Raw genomic sequence first — 18,576 nt, 5'->3', positions numbered from 1 at the left:
CTGGCAGGCTTTCAATCGATCCGCACCGGGATGCAGTCGGTGATGCACGACATCACGGCGCTGATGGCGATGGTCATGCGCAGGACACAGCCCAACCCTTGCTAAGACTTTGAATCAGCCCTGGGTGCACAGCGGCAAGCAGGGCGGGCAGGCGGCGCATCTGGGCGTAGGGCGCTGGGTTGGCTGAGACTACGCCTGGCTCTTGGCTCTGGCAGCAGGGGTCTTGGAATACTCCTGCTGGATTTGGCTGACGAGAAGACCTTGGAGGTCCCTATAAGCCTTATTGACCTTCTGCACCTCAACCAGCATTGCAGCCTCCACATCAGGCAGCCGAATGGTGATGGTCTTCATTTGGCTGCCTCCAGTCGCTCCAGTTTCTCAGCAATCGCCTCTCTACAGAATGCTGAGATGTTGAGATGGCGGCTCCTCTTCAGCAGGAGCACTGCCTGGTGGAGCTTGTGGGCGTCGCCTTCTGGGTAGGTGATGGTGAGTTGATGTCTTCTCATTTGCTTTGGGGTGATAGGTCGCTATTGAATGGGTCAAGGGCAATCAGCTTCAGGTTGGTCTGCTTTCCCAAGTAACTGCTGATGCGTCTGTAGTCAGGCTCATCAGGGTTGATGCGTTGTATATCAATGGATTTCCATTTAGACAACGCCTTGACCTTATTGGGCAATCGCTTGTGAAACAGGGCTTCCATCTCATATTGGGTATTTAGGCTTGTAGGCAACTTTTCTGTGAATAGGTGAGTGTGAAACTGACCCGTGCCCTGGTGGCTGGCTTCGTGGAAGAAAAGCATCTTGGGATAGGGGAATTCACCAGCACCCTTGATGGTCTTGTCACGGGATTGAAAGATGATGCGGTGGAGCTTGCGTTTCAGGTCGGCAACATCCTGGAGTAACTCATCTTCCCTGCTCTGGTGGTCTCGGTACTGCCGCCATTGCCTGCGTTGTCGATTGCCATCGCGTCGCCTGGCTGCAGACGCTTACTGAGGCCGTCAAATGCCCTGGGGTTGGCGCTGCTATCGCCATTGATCACCGTTGCTTCCAAGGTGAGCCGCATGGAGCGCACCTTCATCTCGATCTGGCTGGCACGGGCCTCAGGGCCCATCAGGTCAACAATCGAGCGGTCCACATCCACGTCACCACCAAATAGGTGTACCGCTTCTGCGCGCTGGTCCACCACGCCATAGCTCTGGGTGTAGCCCTCGTTTACAGCGCGGAAGCCAACAGATGGCAGCTCCTGTTCAGCGGAATAAAACAGGCCGCTGCCGGCAATATTCATGAACGGCAGCTGGGCGAGCAGTTCGCCCTCTGAAAACGTCTTGAGCACAGCTAAGTGCTCAAGACGGTTCTCGTATTTGGCTGCCTCGATCAGGGTGAGGCCCATGGCACAGGGGGCGCAGCCCCAGGGAGGTCAGGGGCTATTGCCGAGGCGGTGCAGGCTGAGTCGCGGCTCGATGACGAATCTTTGCCGGAGCAGTTCTTGGCTGGGACCAGCAACTCAAAAGCCTGACGATGATGAAGTGGTGGCCTTATTGAAGATGTCGCTCTGAGCGCCTGCCCTCCCTTGCCCGGCTGCTCCGGAGACCCCTGGTTCCCCCACCAGAGGTTTTCTGTTGATCGCCCATGGCTGGCTGGGGCTGGCCAGGGACGCTGACCGTTCAGGTGATCAGGCAGGCAGCGGACAGAGCAGCGGGCAGAGCAATGGACCCGGCATGCGGCAGGTGCGCCAGATGCCGCTGCCGGTACTCACCTCCACGCCGATCAAGCTGCGCTGGGTCTCCACCTCATCGTGCTCGATCCAGGCAATCGCCTCAGTGAGCGCCTCATCGAGGCTGGGGTAAAGCCCATCGAGCTGACGGTGGGGTTCACAGCAAGCGTCAATTAGGCGGTAGCACCGCTGACCTGGGGCCTTGGTCGGTCGCAGACGTGGAATCAAGCTGGAAGCGACCAACAGTGTGAACGACAAGACCCTCCACTTTGCAGAGCTATCAGCGTTGGACCTGGGTTGCGCAACAGGACGTTGCCTTGGGATCTAGAGCTGTGGGTGGGCAGCCCTGCCAAGCAGAATCATTGCTCCTCTCTGCAAGCTGATTGGCCCGCCTGGAAGCCCTGCTCAAGGTCAAACCAAGTGCTGAGGAGTGTCGTCAGACCCTTAATCAGCTGGCGGTCAGCCTGGTAGCAGAGCTCACCTGGCTGGATCCACGCAATGCCTGCCTCAGCCTGAACGCGGGGGCCAGTGGCCTGCCGGTGCAGGTGTTCATGGAGCTGCGTGGCCCGGATCAGCTGGGCGTGCTGGTCAACAGCCGTGAGGGCATGGGATCAGGCGCCCCGCTCAGCCATGCCGTGCTGGAGCAGGCGCTGGATCTCCTGCTGAGGCTTCTGCCCGGGTCAGCTCTGGTCTATCGCTCGGATCGCGATGGGCCGATCCGGCAGGGAAGTGGTCAGCGGACCCAGACCTGAGCAGAGGATTCCACAACCTTTTCCACAGGCTTTCCGCAGGGATCGGCACGCAGTGAGCTTGCTGCGGATCAACCGGTGCTGGATACGTCGGGATTCCCTCACACGGTTGAGCTGCGGGGTCGCGGCCGCCCTAAATATTTGCGGCTTTTGAGATAACTGGCGATGGGCACCGCTTTTCTGGAGTCCAACTTGGACGTTGTCGATCCCGTCAACGCCACGTCCGTTGCCCAGGAACCGCTGGTTCTGCAAATCGAGCCGTCAGCGTCAGAAGGCCGACTGCCGTCCTGGTTTTCCCCAGGCAGCCTGGAGTCCATGCGGCCGTTGCTGGAGACGTTCGCCACACTCAAGCTCCAGTCACTCGAGCAACTGCTGCCGGCGTTGGGCATCCTCGGCCTGGCGGTGGTAGCCGGTGTCGGCCTCAAGATCACCGCTGCGGTGCTGGGCAGCATCGATGAGCTACCGATGCTGGGTCGGCTGCTGCAGCTGGTGGGTCTGGTTACGGCGATTCGGTTCCTCTCCCGCAACGCCATGCAGCAGCAGCAGCGTGCGGCGCTGCTCGCCAGGATCCAGAAGCTCAAGCTGAAGGTGTTGGGCTGATCGTCTTCCCTCCTGCAAAAATCTTTCTCCTGGCAGGGGGGGCTCCATCCCCGCAGGTCTTTTCATAGCTCCTGCTCCTGGTTGTCGACGATGAGCCGCCGATCTGCGCTCTCGCCCGCGGCCAGGGCTATCAGGTTCAGCGATTGCCGGCGGCGGTGAGCTGATCGCGCTGGAGGTGGAGATAGAGCTGCTCGGGGTCGCGGTACTGGCGCGGCAGGCAGTTACTGAGGATCTCAAGTTTTTCCCAGCAGACGGTGCGGCGGGCTTTCTTGAGCGTGACGCCATCGCGCACCAGGATGCGCATCGCTTTGCAATAGAGCGGGTACTGGGCTTCCAGTTCCCCAACGCTCAGGCCAGAGGCGGCCATTCCAACTCCGGGAGTCGTGCTCAACCATCCAAATTGAGTCCGGGCCCGCGTCGGAGCGCACCCTTACAAGCGTTTACAGATCTGGCCTGCTGTTGTGTTTGCGTCCGCTGATCCAGCTGGCGCCAGGTCGGGCCTTCCTGGCGCCCCCAGAAGCGATGGATGGCGACCTCAACGGCTCAAGACCCATTGGCGGAAAAGGCAGCTGCCGCTTTCCAGAGGCGGCTGATGTGATCCCCGTCTGCTGACAGAGACGCCGCCAGCCGAGCAACTGCTGCGATTATATCGGAATGTGAAGGATTGCGATTCATGGCCTCCGTCCCGCGCACCAGCCCTTCTCTTCTGGATCAAACCCTGGCCCAGCTGCGCGAGCTGGCCAAGCGCCTCGGCGTACGCAGCTACACCAACCTGGCCAAGGCAGAGCTACTGGAGGTGCTGGCCCAGGCAGAAAGCCTTCCCGCTGCTCCCAGTAGCCCACCTGCCACCACAACACCGCAGGCGCCGATCACTACCCAGGTGACGTTCCTGCCTCGCGATCCCCAGTGGGCCTATGTGTTTTGGAGCATCAGCGCCGCTGATCAAGCCCGTGCCGTCGCCGCTGGCGGCCAGCAGCTCTGCCTGCGGGTGGCCGATGTCACGGGTCTGCAGCACGGGGCCTCCCATCCCCATGCTCTGCAGGAGCTAGTTGTTCCGGCGAACGCCACCGAGTGGTATTTGCCGGTACCAATGAGCGATCGCGATTACCGCGTGGAGCTCGGCTACCGACTCGGCGCCGCTGGCTGGCTGAAGCTGGCGGTGTCATCGGTGGCGCGGGTGCCGGCTGAGGGGCCCAGCCCGGTGGTAGCCGATGCCTTTGTGCCCTTCTCGCTGGACGGTCCGATCGGACCGGTCAGCCAACCGTTTGGTGGCGGCGGCGCCGGCGTGGAGCATGAGCTCCTGTATCAGCTGGCAACATCCGCAAGCCCCCAGAGCCGCCGTGTCGGCTCCGAGATGCTGCATGAGCACCATTTCACGGGGGATCACGCCGGCCTGCTGCATGCCTCCGGCGTAGGCCTGTGGGCCAGCGGCCGCAATGAATCCGGCAGTGGTGTGCAGCGTCAGCGCTCCTTCTGGCTGGTTGCCGATGCGGAGTTGATCGTCTACGGCGCCACCGATCCCAGCGCCAGCCTGTTCATCGGCGAGCAGGAGATCCCACTGGAGAGCGATGGCACCTTCCGGGTGCAGGTGCCGTTCAGGGATGGCGAGCAGCTGTATCCGATCCGCGCTGTCGCCGCCGATGGCGAACAGGAGCGCTCAATCCGGATGGAGTTTCAGCGCAGCACGCCAGATGCACGGGTGAACAGCCGCGAGGAGTCGGTGTTGGAGTGGTTCTGACCCTGGAGTCGCCATCCTCCCGGCTCGCTCGCTCCGTCAGAGCAGGATGAGTTAAATAACGATCACAACTCCCTGCTCTGGACGCTGATCTGTCAGGAAACGCCCACAGCGGGAGTAGACCGGATCCAGCTCTGGGGCCAACCATGTGCCATCAGTTGATTGTCGTCACTGCCGAAGGCTGCTCAATCCGCCGGGATGACCCGGTCGGTTTTGTCGTTGAATGTGGCGAAAAGCAGACACCCCCGCTCCATGTGGCCACCCTGGCCGGGGCCTATGCCCTCTGCCAGCAGCTAGCGCCGCGGCGCTCGAGGGCCTAGCCATGAGCACCGCAGTGAAGGAACCCTTCCAGACGTTGAAGGAACGCCATCTGCTGGCCTTGCTGGTGCATCAGCTCGCTCATGCCCAGTTTGATCAGGCCAATCAGCAACTGACGCACAGGCTCTGGGAGGAGGTCGCCTGCCTTGAGCTCGATCCCGACCGCGTGATCCATCTGCTTCACAGCGGAGAGGATGTCGACAACGACACGGCCCTCTGCGCTGAGGATGTGCGGCATGAGCTGGGGCTAGCCGAGCAGCGCGTGCAGAAGCGGGGCGGCTGGCAGCACAGCGGCCTGCTCGCTCATGTGCAGGACTGGATCCAACAACGCTCACGCTGAACTCTGGGATGCGCCGGGATTGCCCCCCCATGGGCTCATCGCCATCGCATCTACGCAACCAGAATCACCCCACCTAAAACCACGGAAGTTCGCCATGACGGACTCCATTCATCTCCCCAGGGCCACTGCGCCCAGGGGCCTCGATCAAACAAGCCGCACCTGCCTGGGGCGCACATGCCTCAAGTGGGGCGCCGATGGTGAACTCACAAATCAGGATCTCAGCCTGGTGCTTGAGCGCCTGGCCCAGGTGGATCAGGAGCTCACAACCCTGCACCAAAACACCGCCACTGCCCAGCCATGTCCCTCGATCAGCTGAAGGCTTTTCTGGCCAGGATGCAGGATGATTCTGGCCTCCGGCAGGCGGCCCAGACCGCTGCCACCGCAGACGACGTGGCCCTGATCGGCGGCAAGCTCGGCTATGAGTTTTCCGGCGATGAGCTGCTGCGGCTGTCGGGGCAGAAGGTGGGCCGCGTCACCGTGACCAAGCAGGACATTCCCGGCGAATACAACTGAGGCCGATTCAGGTCGCCTGTCCTAGGCTGGTATCACTCTGAGAAGGGGACCCCATGGCCACCAGCGATCGACCGGCCTCCGCGACCGAGAATCCTTCTGCTGCAGCCCTGCACCAGCTCAAGGAGCTGCTGGAGCGCGACATCGCTTTTGCCCAGGCTCTGGGCGCCACCGCCTCCACCGAGGCTGCGGCAAAGCTGGCAGCTGAGCACGGCATTGCGGTGGCGCCAGAGGCACTTTGGCGCCACCGCGGCACCCTGGTCTGTGGCGGCCTGCCCACTTGGCGCGGCTGAAGCTGAGAAGGAGGCTGAGACAGAGCCATCGTCCCCATCCGGGGGGATCGCTCCAGCTCAATCCGGGTCATCGTGGCTGACTCCGCCCTGGAGTCAGCCATGTCCGGTGGCAACCTGCAGCCCCCAGTGGCTCCGACGGCCAGCGATCAGCAAAGCGGCGCTGGCCGGGATGCGTTCAGCCAGCTGCTGCGCACACGTCAGTGGGAAGCCGATGGCAGCCATCTGTTCAGACCTGCTGCCTTTCATGTCTGGGCTGCAGGTTGTTGCACGCTCCCTCAATAGAGGGCCTCCGCAGGATTGGTTCTGTCCAGACCCAGTCCCCAAGCGGGGGCGCAACATTCAGCTTGTTCCAAACCACTGATTCCACACCACTGACGCCCCGATCGCGACTGGAGCTAACCATGAACACGACTATGAGCGAGCTTCTGCTGGTGGCCGTGTTGGCGGTCGTGATGCTCTCCGGCAGGGTCTGAGTCAGGCGCAACTTTGCGATATCAAAAGGACCTAACGGCTGGTCTTGTTCGCCGAGATCTCGCGGCTGACCCCAACGAGACCCATCACGTTGCCGGCTGCATCGCGCAACGGTGACTTGATGGTCTCAAGCAGGGCCTGTCGGCCATCGGGATAGGTCACCCACTCCTCGTTGCGCTGGGGTTGGCCACCCTCGAGCATCGCCAGGTCGTTGCGGCGAAAGTCGCTCGCCAGATCCTGTGGGAACAGATCGGAATCCAGCTGACCGATCAGGGTGCTGGCGGACTGCCCAAGCAGACGTGCCCAGGCTGCATTGCCGGCGATGTAGCGGCCATCAAGGTCCTTGGCGAACACGATGTCCGGCATCGAATCGAGCAGAAGAACATGCAGATCCATGGCATCGCCTGCGCCGAGAACACCCCCAGGATGCCTTTGTTCTGAGCAGAGCGTCGCCACCTTGCGGCTCATCCAGCCATGGCAGAGCGCTGTGGGGCCGTCGAGCGCAATCGGGGAGGACGGCAACAGCAAAGGACTGCCCTGCTGTTCATGTCCGCAACTCCGACTGCTACTCCTGCCGCCCAGGCACCGTTCACAGCTGAACGCTGGCAGCAGTTTTGGGATGCCTGGAAAGCCCAGCCACAACAACTCGAGGGGATTGAGCAGTTGCGGCTCGCCGTGATCAGTGCTGACCCAGCGATCCTCACCGAGGCCGCCCCCTGGCGGCAGACCTTCTCTTCTGCCCCGCCGGCTCCCCCAGCACCGGCCCATGCCAATCCCCTGGCGGTGGCCTGGGAGAACCAGAACGACAACGCATCAGGCACCGGCTACCGGGAGTGCTTCTCCAGTAGCTGCGCCATGCTCGCCCGCTATTGGGGCAAGGTCAGTTCTGACGATGAGTACAACGTCATCCGCGCCAAGTACGGCGACAGCACAAGTGCAGAGGCCCAGCTTTCAGCGCTGCGCTCACTGGGGCTAACGGCGAACTTCGCGACCAATGGTGATCGAGCAGCTTTGGAGCAGCAGATCAACCTGGGACGGCCAGTAGCCGTGGGCTGGCTGCATCACGGTTCTGTCTCTGCTCCATCAGGTGGGGGCCACTGGAGCGTGGTGATCGGTTTCACCGAGGCGGTCGCCATTCACAACGACCCCAACGGAGAGGCTGATCTAGTCGCAGGTGGTTACACCGCCAACACCAACGGCGCAGGCCAGCACTACAGCTGGAAGAACTGGCAGCCCCGTTGGGAAGCCGATGGCAATGGCACCGGCTGGCTGCTCACCTGTCATCCCTGAGCAGCAGGCCATGGCAGAAGCACCGCAGCCGCTGACACCACTGCCGCCACCCCGGCCACCGTTTGATCGAGAGCGCTTTGTTTTTAAGACCCTGGCGGTGGTGATCTCCGCCCAGCTGCTGGTCTACGGGCTGGCTGCGGGAATCTGCGGCCAGCGATCTATGGCTGGCCGTGCCGTCGGCCAGGTATGCCCCGGCACGCTGGAGCAATTGCAGGGAGGCTTTGATTCCACCCTCAACCTGCTGCTGGCGCTGTTGGGGGGAGCGGCCATTTCAAGGGTGGGGCCGCCACCTTGAACGCGAGCGGTCTTCTGGTTTCACGGCCTGAGCCGCAACACCAGCTACACCACTAGCAACAGGCTGGTGGTGCTCACCGCCGGAAAGATCCAGTCGGCGTAGGGAGTCCAGGGCCTTTGCCCAGGGGTTGAGTCCTGGCGTCACAGCCAGTGTCGGTAACGGCTGCGCTGGCGTCTGGCCGCTGTTCGTGCAGCAGCAGTGCCGAACTGGGGGCTGCTGCCGTCCTTGCGGCGACGCACCCAGACCCCTTTGCGGATCAATCGACTGTCTGCGGCATTGGCCTGGCGGGCTGAGAGCAGGGTGCCGTAACCCGCCTTATGGCGGGCATGGGCTCTAGTGCGGGCCTGGGCAGCTGTGGCAGCCGGCACCACGGTGGCTGTCGAGCGGCGGCTCCAGAAAACCAGGTAGTAGCGGCTGGCCATCTGCTGAACGGCTGTGCTCAGCGACGTGGGCTGCGGCCGTTGGTCACAAAGCCAGCCCGGTAGAGCTCGCTGGCACTCATCGCCTGGGGGTTGAGCACCTCGCCAAAGCCACCAGCCGCCGCAGGTGCTACTCCCAGCCCTGGGCTACCGGTCATGGCGCCGCGCTGTTGAAACAGGAAGCCGTAGACGGGGTGAATGCGCAGCTGATCGAGGAAGTCAGCCGTGCTCAATGGCCGCCCGTCATCCCCCAGCAACGGTTGGCCCTGACTGTCCAGCGGTTCCAGCACATCGACACTGTCCTTGCTGGTGGTGAGCCGAAAGCTCTCGCCCAGCTGGCCCTTGAACACCTGAAAAAAGGTGCCGCGCCCATCGCCGCCAGTGCGGCCTTCTGCTTCTGAGAAAGCGCGCTCCAGCAGCCGCTCCTTGCGCAACTCCTGTACGCGCTCATGGGCCGCGTCGCGTTCCGCTGCAACGGCTGCCACCTTGCGAGCAGAGGCTTCTTCCATCTGGCGTTCGCGCAGTTCCACCTGCTGCTCGAGCAGTTGCTTCTGGCGTTCGGCCTGCTGCAGGCGGGCGTATTCCTCGGGATTGATCTCCGAGAAGCGGGTCAGCTGCTGCCGTAGACCCCGCAGTTCTTTCTCCAGGTTGTTGCTGCGCCTGCGCTCGGCCTTGAGGGCATCACCGAGGCCGCTGCTGGGCTGGATCTCGCTAGTGCTGGGCTCGTCTGTATCAGCCAGAGCGATGCCGACTTGGCGCCCAGCGGGTGGATAGTCAGCCGTGCTGTTGCTCTCTAGTTCAGCAGTCTCCTGGTGGTGCTGCTCAACCAGCTCGCTGCTCTCGTCAGTTGCCCTGGAGCTGTTGTGCGTTGCGGTTGTGGCCATGACCCGTCTCGGCTGTCAGTGGAATCGGCAGCCCATCGCGGCGCTGCCATTCCCTGTTGCCGAGAGGTGCTTGTTTCAAGCACAGGCGCCTTAATCTCAGGACATGAGCACCGTTCAAGACATAGAAGCTGCGGTCGAGCAGCTGGCTCCCGAACAACGGGCCCAGTTCCGGGCCTGGTTTGATGCTTTTGATGCCTGCGAATGGGACTTGCAGATGGATCAGGACCTTGGTGCTGGTCGCCTGGACTGGCTGGCTGAGGAAGCCCTTGGCAATCTGGCTGCCGGGCGCTGCACCGATCGGTGAAGCATCGCGCCAGTCCTCGCTTCTGGTCCTCCTTCGAAGCCCTCCCCGTCTCTGTGCAAGAGCTTGCTGATCGGACCTACGAGCAGCTCAAAACCGACCCCCGCCACCCGTCGCTGCACCTCAAACGCATCGGCCGGTTCTGGTCTGTGCGGGTGGGGCTGAGGCATCGCGCCTTGGCAGTGCAGGCCTCGGATGATGAGCTGCTTTGGGTATGGATCGGCACGCACGCCCAGTACGACCAGCTCCTCAAGAAAGGCTGACGAAATAGTTCACTCCAACCGATTCGGCTTAAGCGTGCCAAACACCCGCTCGCCGATCAGCGGCTGCACCAAGCCGCCGATGCCACCTGAGCCGTAGCTGGCACCAAACTCCAGCACGGTGAACAAGGTGTACTGGGCATAGGGATCGACACCCGCATCACCTGCGGCATTGAGCAGGGTTAGATCACCAAGCCAAATAGCGCCCTCGCAGGGAGCCACAACGGTTCTGCCAGCAGTGGAGACACGCCGGCCGTTTTGACTCCACTGCAGCTCCCTACTCAGCCAGATCGCACCAGGGTTGGGAGGCAGCCGGGTGGCACGGCAGATGTAGCCCTGGTAGGTGAAGTCCCCGGTCTCCACCCCCGGGCCGTTCTCCTTGGCGGAGATGTAGTTGGCCCGCTCTAGGAAGCACTCGAGGACATGGGCCGCCACCACTGCCGAGGTGGTGTCACCAGGGATGGCGTTTTCGCCCAGCAGCAGCCGGGCATTGGCATAGGGCTGCAGTGGTGTCGCACCAATCGGTGCGCTGGGCAAACCTGCCCCCCAGGCCTGGGCATTGCGGGCATGCCTGCCGCTGGTGAACTGGCGGGGGGAGATCATCAACCCCGCAGCAAGGCCGTGCCTCCAGCTATTCCCGTAGCAGCGACGCTGAATTGCATCCAGCTGCTCAAGCCCGGCAGGAGCAACAACAGGTGCTCGCTGTAGCGGCGACGTTGATTTAGCAGCGCTGCGGCTGGAGAAGCAGAGTTGGCATAAACGGTCTCCCTCTCCTCCCGCAGCAACGCCGTGTCGTAGGCGATCACATCCGCCTTTTGCAGTGGTGCGTCACCGGCGGCTGCCACCGAACCAGCGATTGGACCGGAGCGGCTGGTCCTCTCGATCGCCTGCTCCTGCTCAATACCTCCGGCCAGCAGGTGCTTGTCAATCAAAGCCACCGCATCCAGTAGGGCCCGGGCGCTGAGCACCCCGGCTGGGTGCTGACGCTCCAGATCGGCCATGGCACGGCCGATGGCATCGAGGCAAGGCACCGTCGCCGGTAGGGCCAGGGCCTGCCGGATGGCTTCCTGGTCGCTCGGTTGCCAGGCGGGCGCACCAATAGGTGCCCCTTGCAGTCCTGACTGCATCTGCGTCATGTCGTTGCCGGGGCAAGACCGGCTGTATCTCCCAGCCATTGCCGCAGGGCCTCCTCGCTGATGATTCCCCGCTCCTGCAGAGTCAACATCTCGCTCACCGTTGGCGCTGCCTTCGCAGGTGGTGCCAACGGGCTTACTTCCACCACTAAGGAAGGGCCGTCGTTGCTGGGCATGGCTTCTCCGGTAATGGCGCACCAGTGCTGCAGCAGAGAAGAAAACATCGAGGCCTTTTGTATCGCCTGGCTTTGCAGCAGGGCGTAGGCCTGGGATGCCGCCAGGGAAATCTCCATCGCCGTACGCGGTGCACCCTGGGCGCCGGAGGGAATCAAGGCATCACGGCGCATCCCCTGGTCAAGCGATTCCAGCCAGGCGCGGTGTTCGGCTAATGAGCGGGCCTGGATCTCGACAAACTGGAAGCTGGCGCCCTCCGGTAGATCAATCACGGTGTTCGGTCCCAGGACCACCGGCTCACCAGCTGCGCTGGTTCCCATCGGGCCAGTAACGCCGGTTCGTACACCCACCGGTAAGGCGGTCCGATACAGCAGCTCCTGGTAGTCGCTCTGCCTGCAGAAATGGTTCAGGTACTGGTGCGCCAGCCCTAGGTGCGGCAGCTCCCCATTGCCAAAGGCAGAGCCGTGGCTCGCGTACCAGATCGCCGGCAGTGCAGTGAGGCCCAGGTACTGGCGTTGCTCGATCACCTGCCGCTTCCAACCTGACGGGGCCTGGCGATCTAGGACCAGCTCCTCTGTGGTGAGTTGCATGCCCACGCCGGGCTCCAGCGCCACCGTGCGGAGATGCCAGTGATCGGGAGACATCCCTTGGCTAAAGCCACCTAGGGGTTCCAGGGAGGCATCAGGTGCTCCCACGGGGGAATTGGGCAACCGCTCCCGCCAGGTGATCGCATCAGGCAGGGCGTGGTTAGCCGGCAGGTGCCAGTTGAGAACGTCACTCCGCTCCAGCAGCAGCAAGCGGGGCAAGGAGCTCCGATCGCCATTGCGCAGGGCCTGCTGCCTATCGCCCTCGCTTGGCCAGCTATGGCCAGGGGGGATTACCCCGACCAGGGCCGCGCCATCACGCAGCACCGCCAGATCAGCAGCTTCTAGGAATACCCCCAGGTCGGTGCCGCATCCATCCACATCGCTGATCACCGCCTGCAGAGAGGCCGGCAGCGCGCGCCAGTGGCTGGAGGCCAGCATCCCGGCAAAGGTGCGCAGGGCATCGCGGAAGAAGCCTGATGGCAGAGCTGCTTCTAACCGACGTTGATAGGCGCTTTCCGGTTCCCGTTCACCCCGGATCAGGTAGCGCTCCCTGCGGTCTGAGCCATTGGGGTCAGCCAGCAGGTGCCAGCAGTCGGCCACCAGTTGCAGGCGCGGCAGCAGGGCCGCCAGGGTTGGATGCAGGAGCCAGGGGATTGGACCAGTGGCCAGCGACAGCAAAAGAGATCAGCAGCTGCGGGCTATTGCCGGCGGGAGCAATTCACTATCAGCCGAGGGGGGGTCTTGGGGAGGGGTGGCTGCCGTGATCGTGTATCCGATTGAACAGGTGGTTATCGGACTCGACCATTCAGCCCTTGAAGGAACAGGCAGAAGGGCACTTGCAGCGGCCTTGCCGCTTGCCGATGCGTAGCCACGCGGCTACAGTTATCCTGTGGTTGAAGTTCGGCAGACAGAGCGGTTCGCTCAGTGGCTCGAGGATCTGCGTGATCTCAGGGCTAGGGCGCGTGTGCAGGCCAGGATTGAGCGTCTCATTGGCGGCAATCCTGGTGACATCAGGCCTGTTGGGAGTGGCGTCTCTGAATTACGGATCAACTACGGCCCTGGATACAGGGTTTATTTCCAGCAGAAGGGCTCCACATTGATCATTCTCTTGGCCGGTGGCGACAAGGCATCTCAGCCAAGAGACATTGATGAAGCACTGTCGCTGGCTCGCCAGATCAAGGAGAACGGTTGATGGAGATCAAGACCCTGCCTTACGACGTCGCTGAGACACTCAGAACCCCCGACGAAATGGCGGCCTACCTCGAGGCATGCATTGAAGAAGCTGATGGCGATGCGGCCTTCATTGCCAAGGCTCTTGGCGATATAGCCCGTGCCCAGGGCATGACAAAGATTGCACGTCAGACAGGGCTCTCACGCGAAAGCCTTTATAAGGCGCTTTCCGGTGAACGCAGCCCCAGTTTTGATACTGTCCTGAAGGTTGTATCAGCCTTGGGCTTGAAGCTCAGCGCGGGTGTGCGTGACGAAGCTGGTGTGGCCTGATCTATCAGTATTCAGCGCAAGTCCGCCTTGGATGCTTGTTGTGAGGGCCCTTCTAGCGACGCAATGGACTGGAGCTGTACCTTAAGGACTATGCACATAGCAAATTGATCTATCGCAGAGCTCCCGCGGGCAGGTGATCTCTGCCGATAGCTGGCTTTGAAGCATCACCCTAAAGGGCATCTAATGGCAATGAAACGAGCGCTACTCGCTTTACTCACCTTTGGCTTCACCCTGACCATTGGTGGTCTGGCAACGGCTCAGACTGTTGATCCGCTTCCATCCTGGAACAACGGCAAGGCGAAGAAGTCCATCATCGAATTCGTCGTGAAGGTAACGAAGAAAGGCTCGCCGCACTTCGTGCCGCCCTCCGAACGCATTGCCACGTTCGACAACGACGGCACGCTGTGGGCCGAGCAGCCGATGTATTTACAGTTCTTCTTCGCGCTGGACCGCGTCAAGGCGCTTAGCTCGCAACATCCGGAATGGAAGGACAAGGAGCCGTTCGTCTCACTGCTCAAGGGCGACGTAAAGGGCGCGCTCGCCGGCGGTGAGCACGCAATGCTGGAGATCGTCATGGCCACGCACGCCGGCATGACCTCCGATGAATTCGCGCAAATCGTCAAAGACTGGCTCGCCACCGCAAAGCATCCCGGAACCAAGCGGCCTTTTACCGAGATGGTCTATCAGCCGATGCTTGAAGTGCTCACCTACCTGCGCGCGAACGACTTCAAGTCCTACATCGTTTCTGGCGGCGGCATCGAGTTCATGCGCCCTTGGACGGAAAAGGTCTACGGCATTCCGCCCGAGCAGGTCATCGGTAGCAGCATAAAAACAAAGTTCGAATTGCGTGATAGCAACCCCGTACTCGTGCGCCTGTCCGAGTTGAACTTCATCGACGACAAAGCCGGCAAGCCGATCGGCATAAATCAGCACATCGGCCGCCGCCCCATTGCGGCATTTGGCAATTCTGACGGCGACCTCGAGATGCTGCAATGGACCGCTGGCGGCACCGGTGCACGCTTTGCCCTCATCGTTCATCACACCGATGGCGTGCGCGAATGGGCCTACGACCGTAAGTCCCATGTCGGTCAACTGGACAAGGCGCTCGACGAAGCACAAACGAAAGGCTGGATAGTTGTTGACATGAAGAAGGACTGGAAGGTCATCTACCCGCCCGCGAAAAGGTGAGGCACGAAGCAGCGGTTAGCACCGCCAGCTCACAATCCGTTGCAGCGGATGCGCCAGAGACGCGCGGCTGAACCGAAGCATTTATAATCATATCGATGCGTCACTGAGCGCTAACATGCCTAAACAGACATGGTCAGCAGTTAAATCAGCGGTTATCAAACTGAGCCATGACGACCTGCTCAGCCTTGTCGCTGAGATCTACCAACTCTCCAAGCAGAACCAGGCGTTTCTCCACGCTCGTTACGCCGATGCGGAGGCTGCGATGGAGGATTGCAAGAAGATCATCTCCGACTGCCTGTATCCGGATATGCAGCGCGATCGCCCTCTGCAGGTCGCAAAAGCCAAAAAGGCCGTTGCTGATTTCTGCAAGGCGGTCGCTGAGCCAATGCGCCATGCCGAACTGATGGTGTTCTTCTTGGAGCAGGGCAATGCCTTCACTGTTGAATACGGCGACATCGATGCAGGCTTCTACGACGCCTTGCTCGCCATGGCCAGCCGCGCTGTCCAGGCGATCTGCGGACTGCCAAAGGAAAAGCAGGAGGCCTACGGGGAACGGCTCGCCGAGGTTGTGCGCTCTTCTTCTTGTATCGGCTGGGGCTATCACGATGGACTCAAGCAGATCTACTCCGCTGCCTTTCCTGATCGAAATTGACGGCTACTCCGGGCAAGAGGCCTTCACTCCAAGGATTCATCCGTTTGGCTTAGCGCCATCGCAACAACCCGCACTGAGCAGGCCGCAGCGATCTCAGCCCAGCGATCTGGTGTAAGCCCCAACTGTTTGGGGATCTGATCTGCAGGCAACCCTTGCCTGAGCAACTTCTGCCCCCGCGCATGCAGCTCCCGCCAGCGGCCGGGTACGGAGATCAAAAAGCCTTTATCGCGCAGGTAGTGGGTGATTTCGCCATTCACGAACGGCCTGGCGTAGGCGATGAAGTTGGAGCAGCTGCGGTTTACCCGCCGGCTGTCGTAGCGGCGTGAGGCCTTGATCAGCCCGATCGCTGCCAGCTGCTCCAGGTCTTCCCTTGGGTGGCCAGTGCGGCGTGCGTAATTAGCCGCTACCCGTGAGGCAAAAGGCAGGTGCTCCAGCACCAGCGCATCTGCAGCGGCATGGATCGAACGCCGCGGCTGCCTGCGGCAATGCTTTGGGTGCCACTTGCTGCCGCCGCTCCCCTGTCCGCTCCCTTCTGACGGATTCGGCCGTGGCGCCCGTGACTGATGGCTTGCAATGGTGGCGGTCATGACGCAGATGTAGTGGAAGAAGAAGGCCTGCCTCTTGGTGGGCTCAGCGGGAGAAAAGCAGCGGCCTGGGAGTAGCCCTGCCGTTGCCCCGCCAGTGCTGGTTCTGCAGCCAGATCACGCCCTGACAAAAGGCATCCACCAGGTCGTCGTGGGCGGCATTGGGAAACCCCAGCAGCTCGGTGATCAACTCGTCATTGCCGCCCTGGCAAAAGCCCAGCTGCCCGGCCTCCAGCAGTGGTGCGACGGCATGGGCGCGGGACACCTTGCTGCCTACTGGCCGCACCGCAATCAGTCCTGGGATCTGTCGCTGCAGCAGCTGGCAGACGGCTGGCCCGTTCGCGGCGTCTTCTATCAAGACTGCATCAGGGGTAAGGCCCTGCACAGCCAGAGAGGCCAGGGTCTCGCTCAGGGCTTTGACGACACCGGGCAGATCTAGGCGCTGGTGGCGAGCCCAGAGCACTTCAATCAGGTGGACGCTCGCTCCGGCGCTCTCCTGATTGGGTGGGGGTAGAGCAGGGATATTTGCGGCACTGCGGTGCAGCTGCTGTCCTTGGGCTCTGGCTTCCGCCGCGGGATGGCGCTGCTGGGGCTCTGCCACTAGGCCGAGCAACACAAAAGCGCAGTAGTCGTTCCCCTCTCCCCCCTTAAAGCTGAGATCGCAGCTGAGCACCAAGGGGGCATAGGCCTTCTGGCCCACCCGGCCCTGGTGCTGGCTGCTTGGGCGGCGTTGCGGCATTTGCCGCAACCACTGCCGCTGAAACAGCAAACCGCCGGCCGGTGAAGGTCGCTGCTGGTAGAGGGCATTCCACCAGTAGCCGCCGGCGCGGATCTTGATCTGCTCCAGCTCAGCCAGGGGAAAGCGCTCCGGGCAAAGAGCTTGTCCCGGTTGTCGCCAGTCGGGCTCAACAGTGCAGGTGGCCGGGAATTGCAGCTGCTGCTCGGGCGGCTCACAGGTGGCCGGCAGGTTGAGCACCTGCCAGTGCTGCGGTGCGTCGCCGCTTTCCTGCTCCAGTAGCCAGCCGATCAGGTCGTCCTGATGCCAGCGGGTCAGCACCACCACCTGCGCCGCAGAACCAGCCCCCGGCCTCTCCTGCCCCTGCTCCTGCCCTTCTCCTTGCCCAACACTTGGGCCTTCATCTGCAACACCCCATCGCGCGGGCCCCTGTGGGGCCCCGGGTTCCGATCTGGTTAGCCAGACGGACTGGAACCACTCGATCAGCTTCTGGCGCTGGCCGGCGGAGTTGGCATCTTCTGGGCCCTTGTAGGGGTCATCGATGATTCCCAGCGCATAGCCCTTGCCGGTGAAGGGTCCTCGCACGCCGGCGGCAATGCAGCCGCCACGCTCAGGGGTGAGCCAGTTGCCCACGGCGGTGGAGTCCTTGGAGAGGGGATGACCAACCGCGCGGTAGTAGTGCCTCGCTTCTCGGCTATGGGCATAGGCCAGCTCGGCTGAATAGGAGGCGATCGCGCAGAAACGGCTCGGATAGCGGCTCACCCAGTAGGCGGGAAACAGCTTGGAAACCAGGAGCGATTTCCCCAGCCTTGGAGGGCAGCAGACGATCAGGCGATTGAGCTGGCCATCAGCAACGCGCTGCAGCAGGGCGATCAGCCGCTCGGCCCAGGTGTGGAAGGCGTAGCCCGGGTAAGCCTCGCTGATGAAGTCGCGAAAGCTGCGGGGTGCTGTTTTGATCTCCTCCATGGCTGGGACGCGGTAACCCAGCACGCCGGCATCGCACCAGGGATCGCCATGAACCGTGGAACCCAGCAGACCACCGACTAAAGCTGCGCCCTGGCCACCAGAGAGGGATGCCGTCGTAAGAGAAGCGGGCATCAGGCGGCAGCCGGTGGTTTGACCGGGGCGCGGAGCATGCCGGTGATCTCCGCCAGCACCCGATGGGCGCCCACCGAGGCGGAGAACTGCTCGGCGTCAGCTGCGCGCCGGGCGACGTCCTGCAAGGCGTAGATGGCTTCTGCCTGGTGGGCCAGCCGGTCCTCCACCAGCTCCTCCACCATGCGAGAGCGGGCCACCCGCAGGTACTTCTTGAGAGTTGTGTAGGAGGTCATCTCCCACAGCAGCGCTGCTTGGTCGCGGATCATCACCGCGGGTTGCCGCTGCGTCAGCCATAGCTGGAGCGTGGCGATGCGCTGCTCCACCTCAGAGCGGCTGGGGCGAGGCGAAACGCTCTGCTGCGGAAAGCGGTTGCTGACACCAACAGCGGCCGGATTGCGTTTGCTGCGTCCCTTGCCTTTGTGCCCCGGCGGTGGCTCGGGCCAGATGGGGTTGCCGTCTGCGTCCTCCAGGGGAGCGGAATTGCGCAACGCCTCGATCGCCGGGTCTTCTGGCGTGATCTCGCCAAGTGCCGCCATCAGCGCCAGACGCACTTGCTGGCGTGGATCAGCAGTCGGTTGCGCGAGGTTCGTAGTAGTTGCCTGAACTAACGAACCCTAGGGTACCAGGGCTGATTCAAAGTCTTAGCAAGGGTTGGGCTGTGTCCTGCGCATGACCATCGCCATCAGCGCCGTGATGTCGTGCATCACCGACTGCATCCCGGTGCGGATCGATTGAAAGCCTGCCAGCCG

General features: G+C 62.3%; 35 protein-coding genes. 20 read left to right on the top strand and 15 right to left on the bottom strand.

All coding sequences use genetic code 11. The features are described from left to right. Positions 1–189 precede the first annotated feature (189 nt). Positions 190–351, bottom strand: a complete 162-nt coding sequence (locus tag KBY83_RS13830; RefSeq protein ID WP_255020135.1) for a hypothetical protein — start codon at positions 349–351, stop codon at positions 190–192. Between the two features lie 151 nt (positions 352–502). Further along, complete coding sequence (locus tag KBY83_RS13825; protein WP_255020134.1) at positions 503–697, bottom strand: hypothetical protein; 195 nt, start codon at positions 695–697, stop codon at positions 503–505. A 51-nt stretch (positions 698–748) separates the two neighbouring features. Here KBY83_RS13825 and KBY83_RS13820 point away from each other — a divergent pair, with 51 nt between their 5' ends. Further along, positions 749–898, top strand: a complete 150-nt coding sequence (locus tag KBY83_RS13820; RefSeq protein ID WP_255020132.1) for a hypothetical protein — start codon at positions 749–751, stop codon at positions 896–898. Here the strand turns inward: KBY83_RS13820 and KBY83_RS13815 are convergent. Both KBY83_RS13815 and KBY83_RS13810 read right to left on the bottom strand, forming a co-directional pair. Next, positions 874–1,386 (bottom strand): major capsid protein, encoded by a 513-nt coding sequence (locus KBY83_RS13815; RefSeq protein WP_255020131.1) that lies wholly within the window; start codon positions 1,384–1,386, stop codon positions 874–876. The two genes, KBY83_RS13820 and KBY83_RS13815, sit on opposite strands and share 25 nt — an antisense overlap. A gap of 282 nt (positions 1,387–1,668) precedes the next feature. Continuing rightward, a complete protein-coding gene (locus KBY83_RS13810) occupies positions 1,669–1,968 on the bottom strand; it encodes a hypothetical protein (RefSeq protein ID WP_315858988.1) in 300 nt (99 codons plus the stop codon). 125 nt (positions 1,969–2,093) lie between these two features. Here KBY83_RS13810 and KBY83_RS13805 point away from each other — a divergent pair, with 125 nt between their 5' ends. Together KBY83_RS13805 and KBY83_RS13800 are read left to right on the top strand one after the other, a co-directional pair. After that, entirely contained in the window at positions 2,094–2,462 is a 369-nt protein-coding gene (locus tag KBY83_RS13805) for a hypothetical protein (protein WP_255020129.1), read from the top strand. Positions 2,463–2,624: 162 nt separating this feature from the next. Continuing rightward, a complete protein-coding gene (locus KBY83_RS13800) occupies positions 2,625–3,059 on the top strand; it encodes a CAAD domain-containing protein (RefSeq protein ID WP_255020128.1) in 435 nt (144 codons plus the stop codon). Positions 3,060–3,195: 136 nt separating this feature from the next. On the opposite strand, the gene KBY83_RS13795 is transcribed toward KBY83_RS13800, so the two are convergent. Then, positions 3,196–3,426, bottom strand: coding sequence for a DUF3136 domain-containing protein (locus tag KBY83_RS13795; protein WP_255020127.1), 231 nt, complete (start codon positions 3,424–3,426; stop codon positions 3,196–3,198). A 98-nt stretch (positions 3,427–3,524) separates the two neighbouring features. Here KBY83_RS13795 and KBY83_RS13790 point away from each other — a divergent pair, with 98 nt between their 5' ends. The 9 genes from KBY83_RS13790 to KBY83_RS13750 all read left to right on the top strand — a co-directional run bounded on the left by KBY83_RS13790 (position 3,525) and on the right by KBY83_RS13750 (position 6,728). After that, on the top strand, positions 3,525–3,671 hold the full coding sequence (locus tag KBY83_RS13790; RefSeq protein ID WP_255020126.1) for a hypothetical protein: 147 nt from the start codon (positions 3,525–3,527) through the stop codon (positions 3,669–3,671). A gap of 61 nt (positions 3,672–3,732) precedes the next feature. Beyond that, positions 3,733–4,797 carry a DUF4912 domain-containing protein gene (locus KBY83_RS13785; RefSeq protein WP_255020125.1) on the top strand — a complete coding sequence of 355 codons (1,065 nt, stop codon included), beginning with the start codon at positions 3,733–3,735 and terminating at the stop codon, positions 4,795–4,797. A gap of 143 nt (positions 4,798–4,940) precedes the next feature. After that, a complete protein-coding gene (locus tag KBY83_RS13780; RefSeq protein WP_255020124.1) occupies positions 4,941–5,114 on the top strand; it encodes a hypothetical protein in 174 nt (57 codons plus the stop codon). A gap of 2 nt (positions 5,115–5,116) precedes the next feature. Continuing rightward, positions 5,117–5,452, top strand: a complete 336-nt coding sequence (locus KBY83_RS13775) for a hypothetical protein (protein ID WP_255020122.1) — start codon at positions 5,117–5,119, stop codon at positions 5,450–5,452. Positions 5,453–5,546: 94 nt separating this feature from the next. Further along, on the top strand, positions 5,547–5,768 hold the full coding sequence (locus KBY83_RS13770; protein WP_255020121.1) for a hypothetical protein: 222 nt from the start codon (positions 5,547–5,549) through the stop codon (positions 5,766–5,768). Beyond that, a complete protein-coding gene (locus tag KBY83_RS13765; protein ID WP_255020120.1) occupies positions 5,750–5,965 on the top strand; it encodes a Nif11-like leader peptide family natural product precursor in 216 nt (71 codons plus the stop codon). Before KBY83_RS13770 ends, KBY83_RS13765 begins: the two co-directional genes overlap by 19 nt. 53 nt (positions 5,966–6,018) lie before the next feature. Beyond that, complete coding sequence (locus KBY83_RS13760) at positions 6,019–6,255, top strand: hypothetical protein (protein WP_255020118.1); 237 nt, start codon at positions 6,019–6,021, stop codon at positions 6,253–6,255. A gap of 72 nt (positions 6,256–6,327) precedes the next feature. Continuing rightward, positions 6,328–6,537 carry a hypothetical protein gene (locus KBY83_RS13755; protein ID WP_255020116.1) on the top strand — a complete coding sequence of 70 codons (210 nt, stop codon included), beginning with the start codon at positions 6,328–6,330 and terminating at the stop codon, positions 6,535–6,537. Between the two features lie 62 nt (positions 6,538–6,599). Then, positions 6,600–6,728: a hypothetical protein gene (locus tag KBY83_RS13750; protein WP_255020114.1), complete on the top strand. Its 129-nt coding sequence runs from the start codon at positions 6,600–6,602 to the stop codon at positions 6,726–6,728. A 31-nt stretch (positions 6,729–6,759) separates the two neighbouring features. Here KBY83_RS13750 and KBY83_RS13745 read toward each other — a convergent pair whose 3' ends face one another. Beyond that, positions 6,760–7,122: a PAS domain-containing protein gene (locus KBY83_RS13745; RefSeq protein ID WP_255020112.1), complete on the bottom strand. Its 363-nt coding sequence runs from the start codon at positions 7,120–7,122 to the stop codon at positions 6,760–6,762. 78 nt (positions 7,123–7,200) lie between these two features. On the opposite strand from KBY83_RS13745, the gene KBY83_RS13740 reads away from it, so the two are divergent. Then, positions 7,201–8,016 (top strand): C39 family peptidase, encoded by an 816-nt coding sequence (locus KBY83_RS13740; protein ID WP_255020110.1) that lies wholly within the window; start codon positions 7,201–7,203, stop codon positions 8,014–8,016. A 10-nt stretch (positions 8,017–8,026) separates the two neighbouring features. Then, a complete protein-coding gene (locus KBY83_RS13735) occupies positions 8,027–8,311 on the top strand; it encodes a hypothetical protein (protein WP_255020109.1) in 285 nt (94 codons plus the stop codon). Positions 8,312–8,451: 140 nt separating this feature from the next. Here the strand turns inward: KBY83_RS13735 and KBY83_RS13730 are convergent, their stop codons facing one another. Both KBY83_RS13730 and KBY83_RS13725 read right to left on the bottom strand, forming a co-directional pair. Further along, complete coding sequence (locus KBY83_RS13730) at positions 8,452–8,733, bottom strand: hypothetical protein (protein WP_255020107.1); 282 nt, start codon at positions 8,731–8,733, stop codon at positions 8,452–8,454. A 17-nt stretch (positions 8,734–8,750) separates the two neighbouring features. Beyond that, entirely contained in the window at positions 8,751–9,614 is an 864-nt protein-coding gene (locus tag KBY83_RS13725) for a hypothetical protein (protein WP_255020106.1), read from the bottom strand. A gap of 103 nt (positions 9,615–9,717) precedes the next feature. On the opposite strand from KBY83_RS13725, the gene KBY83_RS13720 reads away from it, so the two are divergent. Both KBY83_RS13720 and KBY83_RS13715 read left to right on the top strand, forming a co-directional pair. Next, the gene (locus KBY83_RS13720) at positions 9,718–9,918 is read left to right on the top strand and encodes a hypothetical protein (protein ID WP_255020105.1); all 201 of its coding nucleotides are present in this window, start codon (positions 9,718–9,720) and stop codon (positions 9,916–9,918) included. Positions 9,919–9,971: 53 nt separating this feature from the next. Then, on the top strand, positions 9,972–10,178 hold the full coding sequence (locus tag KBY83_RS13715; protein WP_255020104.1) for a hypothetical protein: 207 nt from the start codon (positions 9,972–9,974) through the stop codon (positions 10,176–10,178). A 9-nt stretch (positions 10,179–10,187) separates the two neighbouring features. Here KBY83_RS13715 and KBY83_RS13710 read toward each other — a convergent pair whose 3' ends face one another. From KBY83_RS13710 to KBY83_RS13700, 3 genes are read right to left on the bottom strand one after another with little or no spacing between them, the layout of a single operon-like run. Then, positions 10,188–10,778, bottom strand: coding sequence for a hypothetical protein (locus tag KBY83_RS13710; protein ID WP_255020102.1), 591 nt, complete (start codon positions 10,776–10,778; stop codon positions 10,188–10,190). Then, the gene (locus tag KBY83_RS13705) at positions 10,778–11,311 is read right to left on the bottom strand and encodes a hypothetical protein (protein ID WP_255020101.1); all 534 of its coding nucleotides are present in this window, start codon (positions 11,309–11,311) and stop codon (positions 10,778–10,780) included. The genes KBY83_RS13710 and KBY83_RS13705 overlap by 1 nt, the downstream gene beginning before the upstream one ends. Then, positions 11,308–12,747 carry a DUF4055 domain-containing protein gene (locus KBY83_RS13700; protein ID WP_255020100.1) on the bottom strand — a complete coding sequence of 480 codons (1,440 nt, stop codon included), beginning with the start codon at positions 12,745–12,747 and terminating at the stop codon, positions 11,308–11,310. The genes KBY83_RS13705 and KBY83_RS13700 overlap by 4 nt, the downstream gene beginning before the upstream one ends. Before the next feature lie 211 nt (positions 12,748–12,958). Between KBY83_RS13700 and KBY83_RS13695 the strand changes: the two genes are divergently transcribed. From KBY83_RS13695 to KBY83_RS13685, 3 genes are all read left to right on the top strand, one after another. Further along, complete coding sequence (locus tag KBY83_RS13695) at positions 12,959–13,261, top strand: type II toxin-antitoxin system RelE/ParE family toxin (RefSeq protein WP_255020099.1); 303 nt, start codon at positions 12,959–12,961, stop codon at positions 13,259–13,261. Then, a complete protein-coding gene (locus tag KBY83_RS13690) occupies positions 13,261–13,569 on the top strand; it encodes an addiction module antidote protein (RefSeq protein WP_255020098.1) in 309 nt (102 codons plus the stop codon). The genes KBY83_RS13695 and KBY83_RS13690 overlap by 1 nt, the downstream gene beginning before the upstream one ends. A 189-nt stretch (positions 13,570–13,758) precedes the next feature. After that, complete coding sequence (locus tag KBY83_RS13685; RefSeq protein ID WP_255020097.1) at positions 13,759–14,757, top strand: HAD family phosphatase; 999 nt, start codon at positions 13,759–13,761, stop codon at positions 14,755–14,757. A 145-nt stretch (positions 14,758–14,902) separates the two neighbouring features. On the opposite strand, the gene KBY83_RS13680 is transcribed toward KBY83_RS13685, so the two are convergent. Beyond that, complete coding sequence (locus tag KBY83_RS13680) at positions 14,903–15,151, bottom strand: hypothetical protein (RefSeq protein ID WP_254943156.1); 249 nt, start codon at positions 15,149–15,151, stop codon at positions 14,903–14,905. Here KBY83_RS13680 and KBY83_RS13675 point away from each other — a divergent pair. Further along, positions 15,143–15,409, top strand: a complete 267-nt coding sequence (locus KBY83_RS13675) for a hypothetical protein (protein ID WP_255020096.1) — start codon at positions 15,143–15,145, stop codon at positions 15,407–15,409. The two genes, KBY83_RS13680 and KBY83_RS13675, sit on opposite strands and share 9 nt — an antisense overlap. Positions 15,410–15,432: 23 nt before the next feature. Here the strand turns inward: KBY83_RS13675 and KBY83_RS13670 are convergent, their stop codons facing one another. Genes KBY83_RS13670 through KBY83_RS13660 form a run of 3 tightly spaced genes read right to left on the bottom strand, consistent with a single transcriptional unit; the run spans position 15,433 to position 18,363 of the window. Next, complete coding sequence (locus KBY83_RS13670; RefSeq protein ID WP_255020095.1) at positions 15,433–15,996, bottom strand: sigma-70 family RNA polymerase sigma factor; 564 nt, start codon at positions 15,994–15,996, stop codon at positions 15,433–15,435. 43 nt (positions 15,997–16,039) lie between these two features. Then, on the bottom strand, positions 16,040–17,827 hold the full coding sequence (terL, locus tag KBY83_RS13665; protein ID WP_255020094.1) for a phage terminase large subunit: 1,788 nt from the start codon (positions 17,825–17,827) through the stop codon (positions 16,040–16,042). After that, a complete protein-coding gene (locus KBY83_RS13660; protein ID WP_255020093.1) occupies positions 17,827–18,363 on the bottom strand; it encodes a hypothetical protein in 537 nt (178 codons plus the stop codon). Before KBY83_RS13660 ends, terL begins: the two co-directional genes overlap by 1 nt. Positions 18,364–18,576: the final 213 nt, after the last annotated feature.

The organism is Cyanobium sp. WKJ7-Wakatipu (assembly GCF_024345355.1).
Classification (GTDB): domain Bacteria; phylum Cyanobacteriota; class Cyanobacteriia; order PCC-6307; family Cyanobiaceae; genus Cyanobium_A; species Cyanobium_A usitatum.
This window is presented reverse-complemented; position numbering and strand designations above follow the sequence as displayed.

What these genes read in the sequence shown, in the direction of transcription:
- KBY83_RS13675 (WP_255020096.1), top strand. Translation starts at nt 15,143, where the DNA reads ATGCGCCATGCCGAACTGATGGTGTTCTTCTTGGAGCAGGGCAATGCC.
- KBY83_RS13760 (WP_255020118.1), top strand. Translation starts at nt 6,019, where the DNA reads ATGGCCACCAGCGATCGACCGGCCTCCGCGACCGAGAATCCTTCTGCT.
- KBY83_RS13705 (WP_255020101.1), bottom strand. Translation starts at nt 11,311, where the DNA reads ATGACGCAGATGCAGTCAGGACTGCAAGGGGCACCTATTGGTGCGCCC.
- KBY83_RS13765 (WP_255020120.1), top strand. Translation starts at nt 5,750, where the DNA reads ATGTCCCTCGATCAGCTGAAGGCTTTTCTGGCCAGGATGCAGGATGAT.
- KBY83_RS13720 (WP_255020105.1), top strand. Translation starts at nt 9,718, where the DNA reads ATGAGCACCGTTCAAGACATAGAAGCTGCGGTCGAGCAGCTGGCTCCC.
- KBY83_RS13780 (WP_255020124.1), top strand. Translation starts at nt 4,941, where the DNA reads ATGTGCCATCAGTTGATTGTCGTCACTGCCGAAGGCTGCTCAATCCGC.
- KBY83_RS13670 (WP_255020095.1), bottom strand. Translation starts at nt 15,996, where the DNA reads ATGACCGCCACCATTGCAAGCCATCAGTCACGGGCGCCACGGCCGAAT.
- KBY83_RS13685 (WP_255020097.1), top strand. Translation starts at nt 13,759, where the DNA reads ATGAAACGAGCGCTACTCGCTTTACTCACCTTTGGCTTCACCCTGACC.
- KBY83_RS13830 (WP_255020135.1), bottom strand. Translation starts at nt 351, where the DNA reads ATGAAGACCATCACCATTCGGCTGCCTGATGTGGAGGCTGCAATGCTG.
- KBY83_RS13795 (WP_255020127.1), bottom strand. Translation starts at nt 3,426, where the DNA reads ATGGCCGCCTCTGGCCTGAGCGTTGGGGAACTGGAAGCCCAGTACCCG.
- KBY83_RS13710 (WP_255020102.1), bottom strand. Translation starts at nt 10,778, where the DNA reads ATGATCTCCCCCCGCCAGTTCACCAGCGGCAGGCATGCCCGCAATGCC.
- KBY83_RS13660 (WP_255020093.1), bottom strand. Translation starts at nt 18,363, where the DNA reads ATGGCGGCACTTGGCGAGATCACGCCAGAAGACCCGGCGATCGAGGCG.
- KBY83_RS13740 (WP_255020110.1), top strand. Translation starts at nt 7,201, where the DNA reads ATGGCAGAGCGCTGTGGGGCCGTCGAGCGCAATCGGGGAGGACGGCAA.
- KBY83_RS13800 (WP_255020128.1), top strand. Translation starts at nt 2,625, where the DNA reads ATGGGCACCGCTTTTCTGGAGTCCAACTTGGACGTTGTCGATCCCGTC.
- KBY83_RS13775 (WP_255020122.1), top strand. Translation starts at nt 5,117, where the DNA reads ATGAGCACCGCAGTGAAGGAACCCTTCCAGACGTTGAAGGAACGCCAT.
- KBY83_RS13725 (WP_255020106.1), bottom strand. Translation starts at nt 9,614, where the DNA reads ATGGCCACAACCGCAACGCACAACAGCTCCAGGGCAACTGACGAGAGC.
- KBY83_RS13785 (WP_255020125.1), top strand. Translation starts at nt 3,733, where the DNA reads ATGGCCTCCGTCCCGCGCACCAGCCCTTCTCTTCTGGATCAAACCCTG.
- KBY83_RS13735 (WP_255020109.1), top strand. Translation starts at nt 8,027, where the DNA reads ATGGCAGAAGCACCGCAGCCGCTGACACCACTGCCGCCACCCCGGCCA.
- KBY83_RS13825 (WP_255020134.1), bottom strand. Translation starts at nt 697, where the DNA reads ATGGAAGCCCTGTTTCACAAGCGATTGCCCAATAAGGTCAAGGCGTTG.
- KBY83_RS13770 (WP_255020121.1), top strand. Translation starts at nt 5,547, where the DNA reads ATGACGGACTCCATTCATCTCCCCAGGGCCACTGCGCCCAGGGGCCTC.
- KBY83_RS13690 (WP_255020098.1), top strand. Translation starts at nt 13,261, where the DNA reads ATGGAGATCAAGACCCTGCCTTACGACGTCGCTGAGACACTCAGAACC.
- KBY83_RS13680 (WP_254943156.1), bottom strand. Translation starts at nt 15,151, where the DNA reads ATGGCGCATTGGCTCAGCGACCGCCTTGCAGAAATCAGCAACGGCCTT.
- KBY83_RS13730 (WP_255020107.1), bottom strand. Translation starts at nt 8,733, where the DNA reads ATGGCCAGCCGCTACTACCTGGTTTTCTGGAGCCGCCGCTCGACAGCC.
- KBY83_RS13815 (WP_255020131.1), bottom strand. Translation starts at nt 1,386, where the DNA reads ATGGGCCTCACCCTGATCGAGGCAGCCAAATACGAGAACCGTCTTGAG.
- KBY83_RS13745 (WP_255020112.1), bottom strand. Translation starts at nt 7,122, where the DNA reads ATGGATCTGCATGTTCTTCTGCTCGATTCGATGCCGGACATCGTGTTC.
- terL (WP_255020094.1), bottom strand. Translation starts at nt 17,827, where the DNA reads ATGCCCGCTTCTCTTACGACGGCATCCCTCTCTGGTGGCCAGGGCGCA.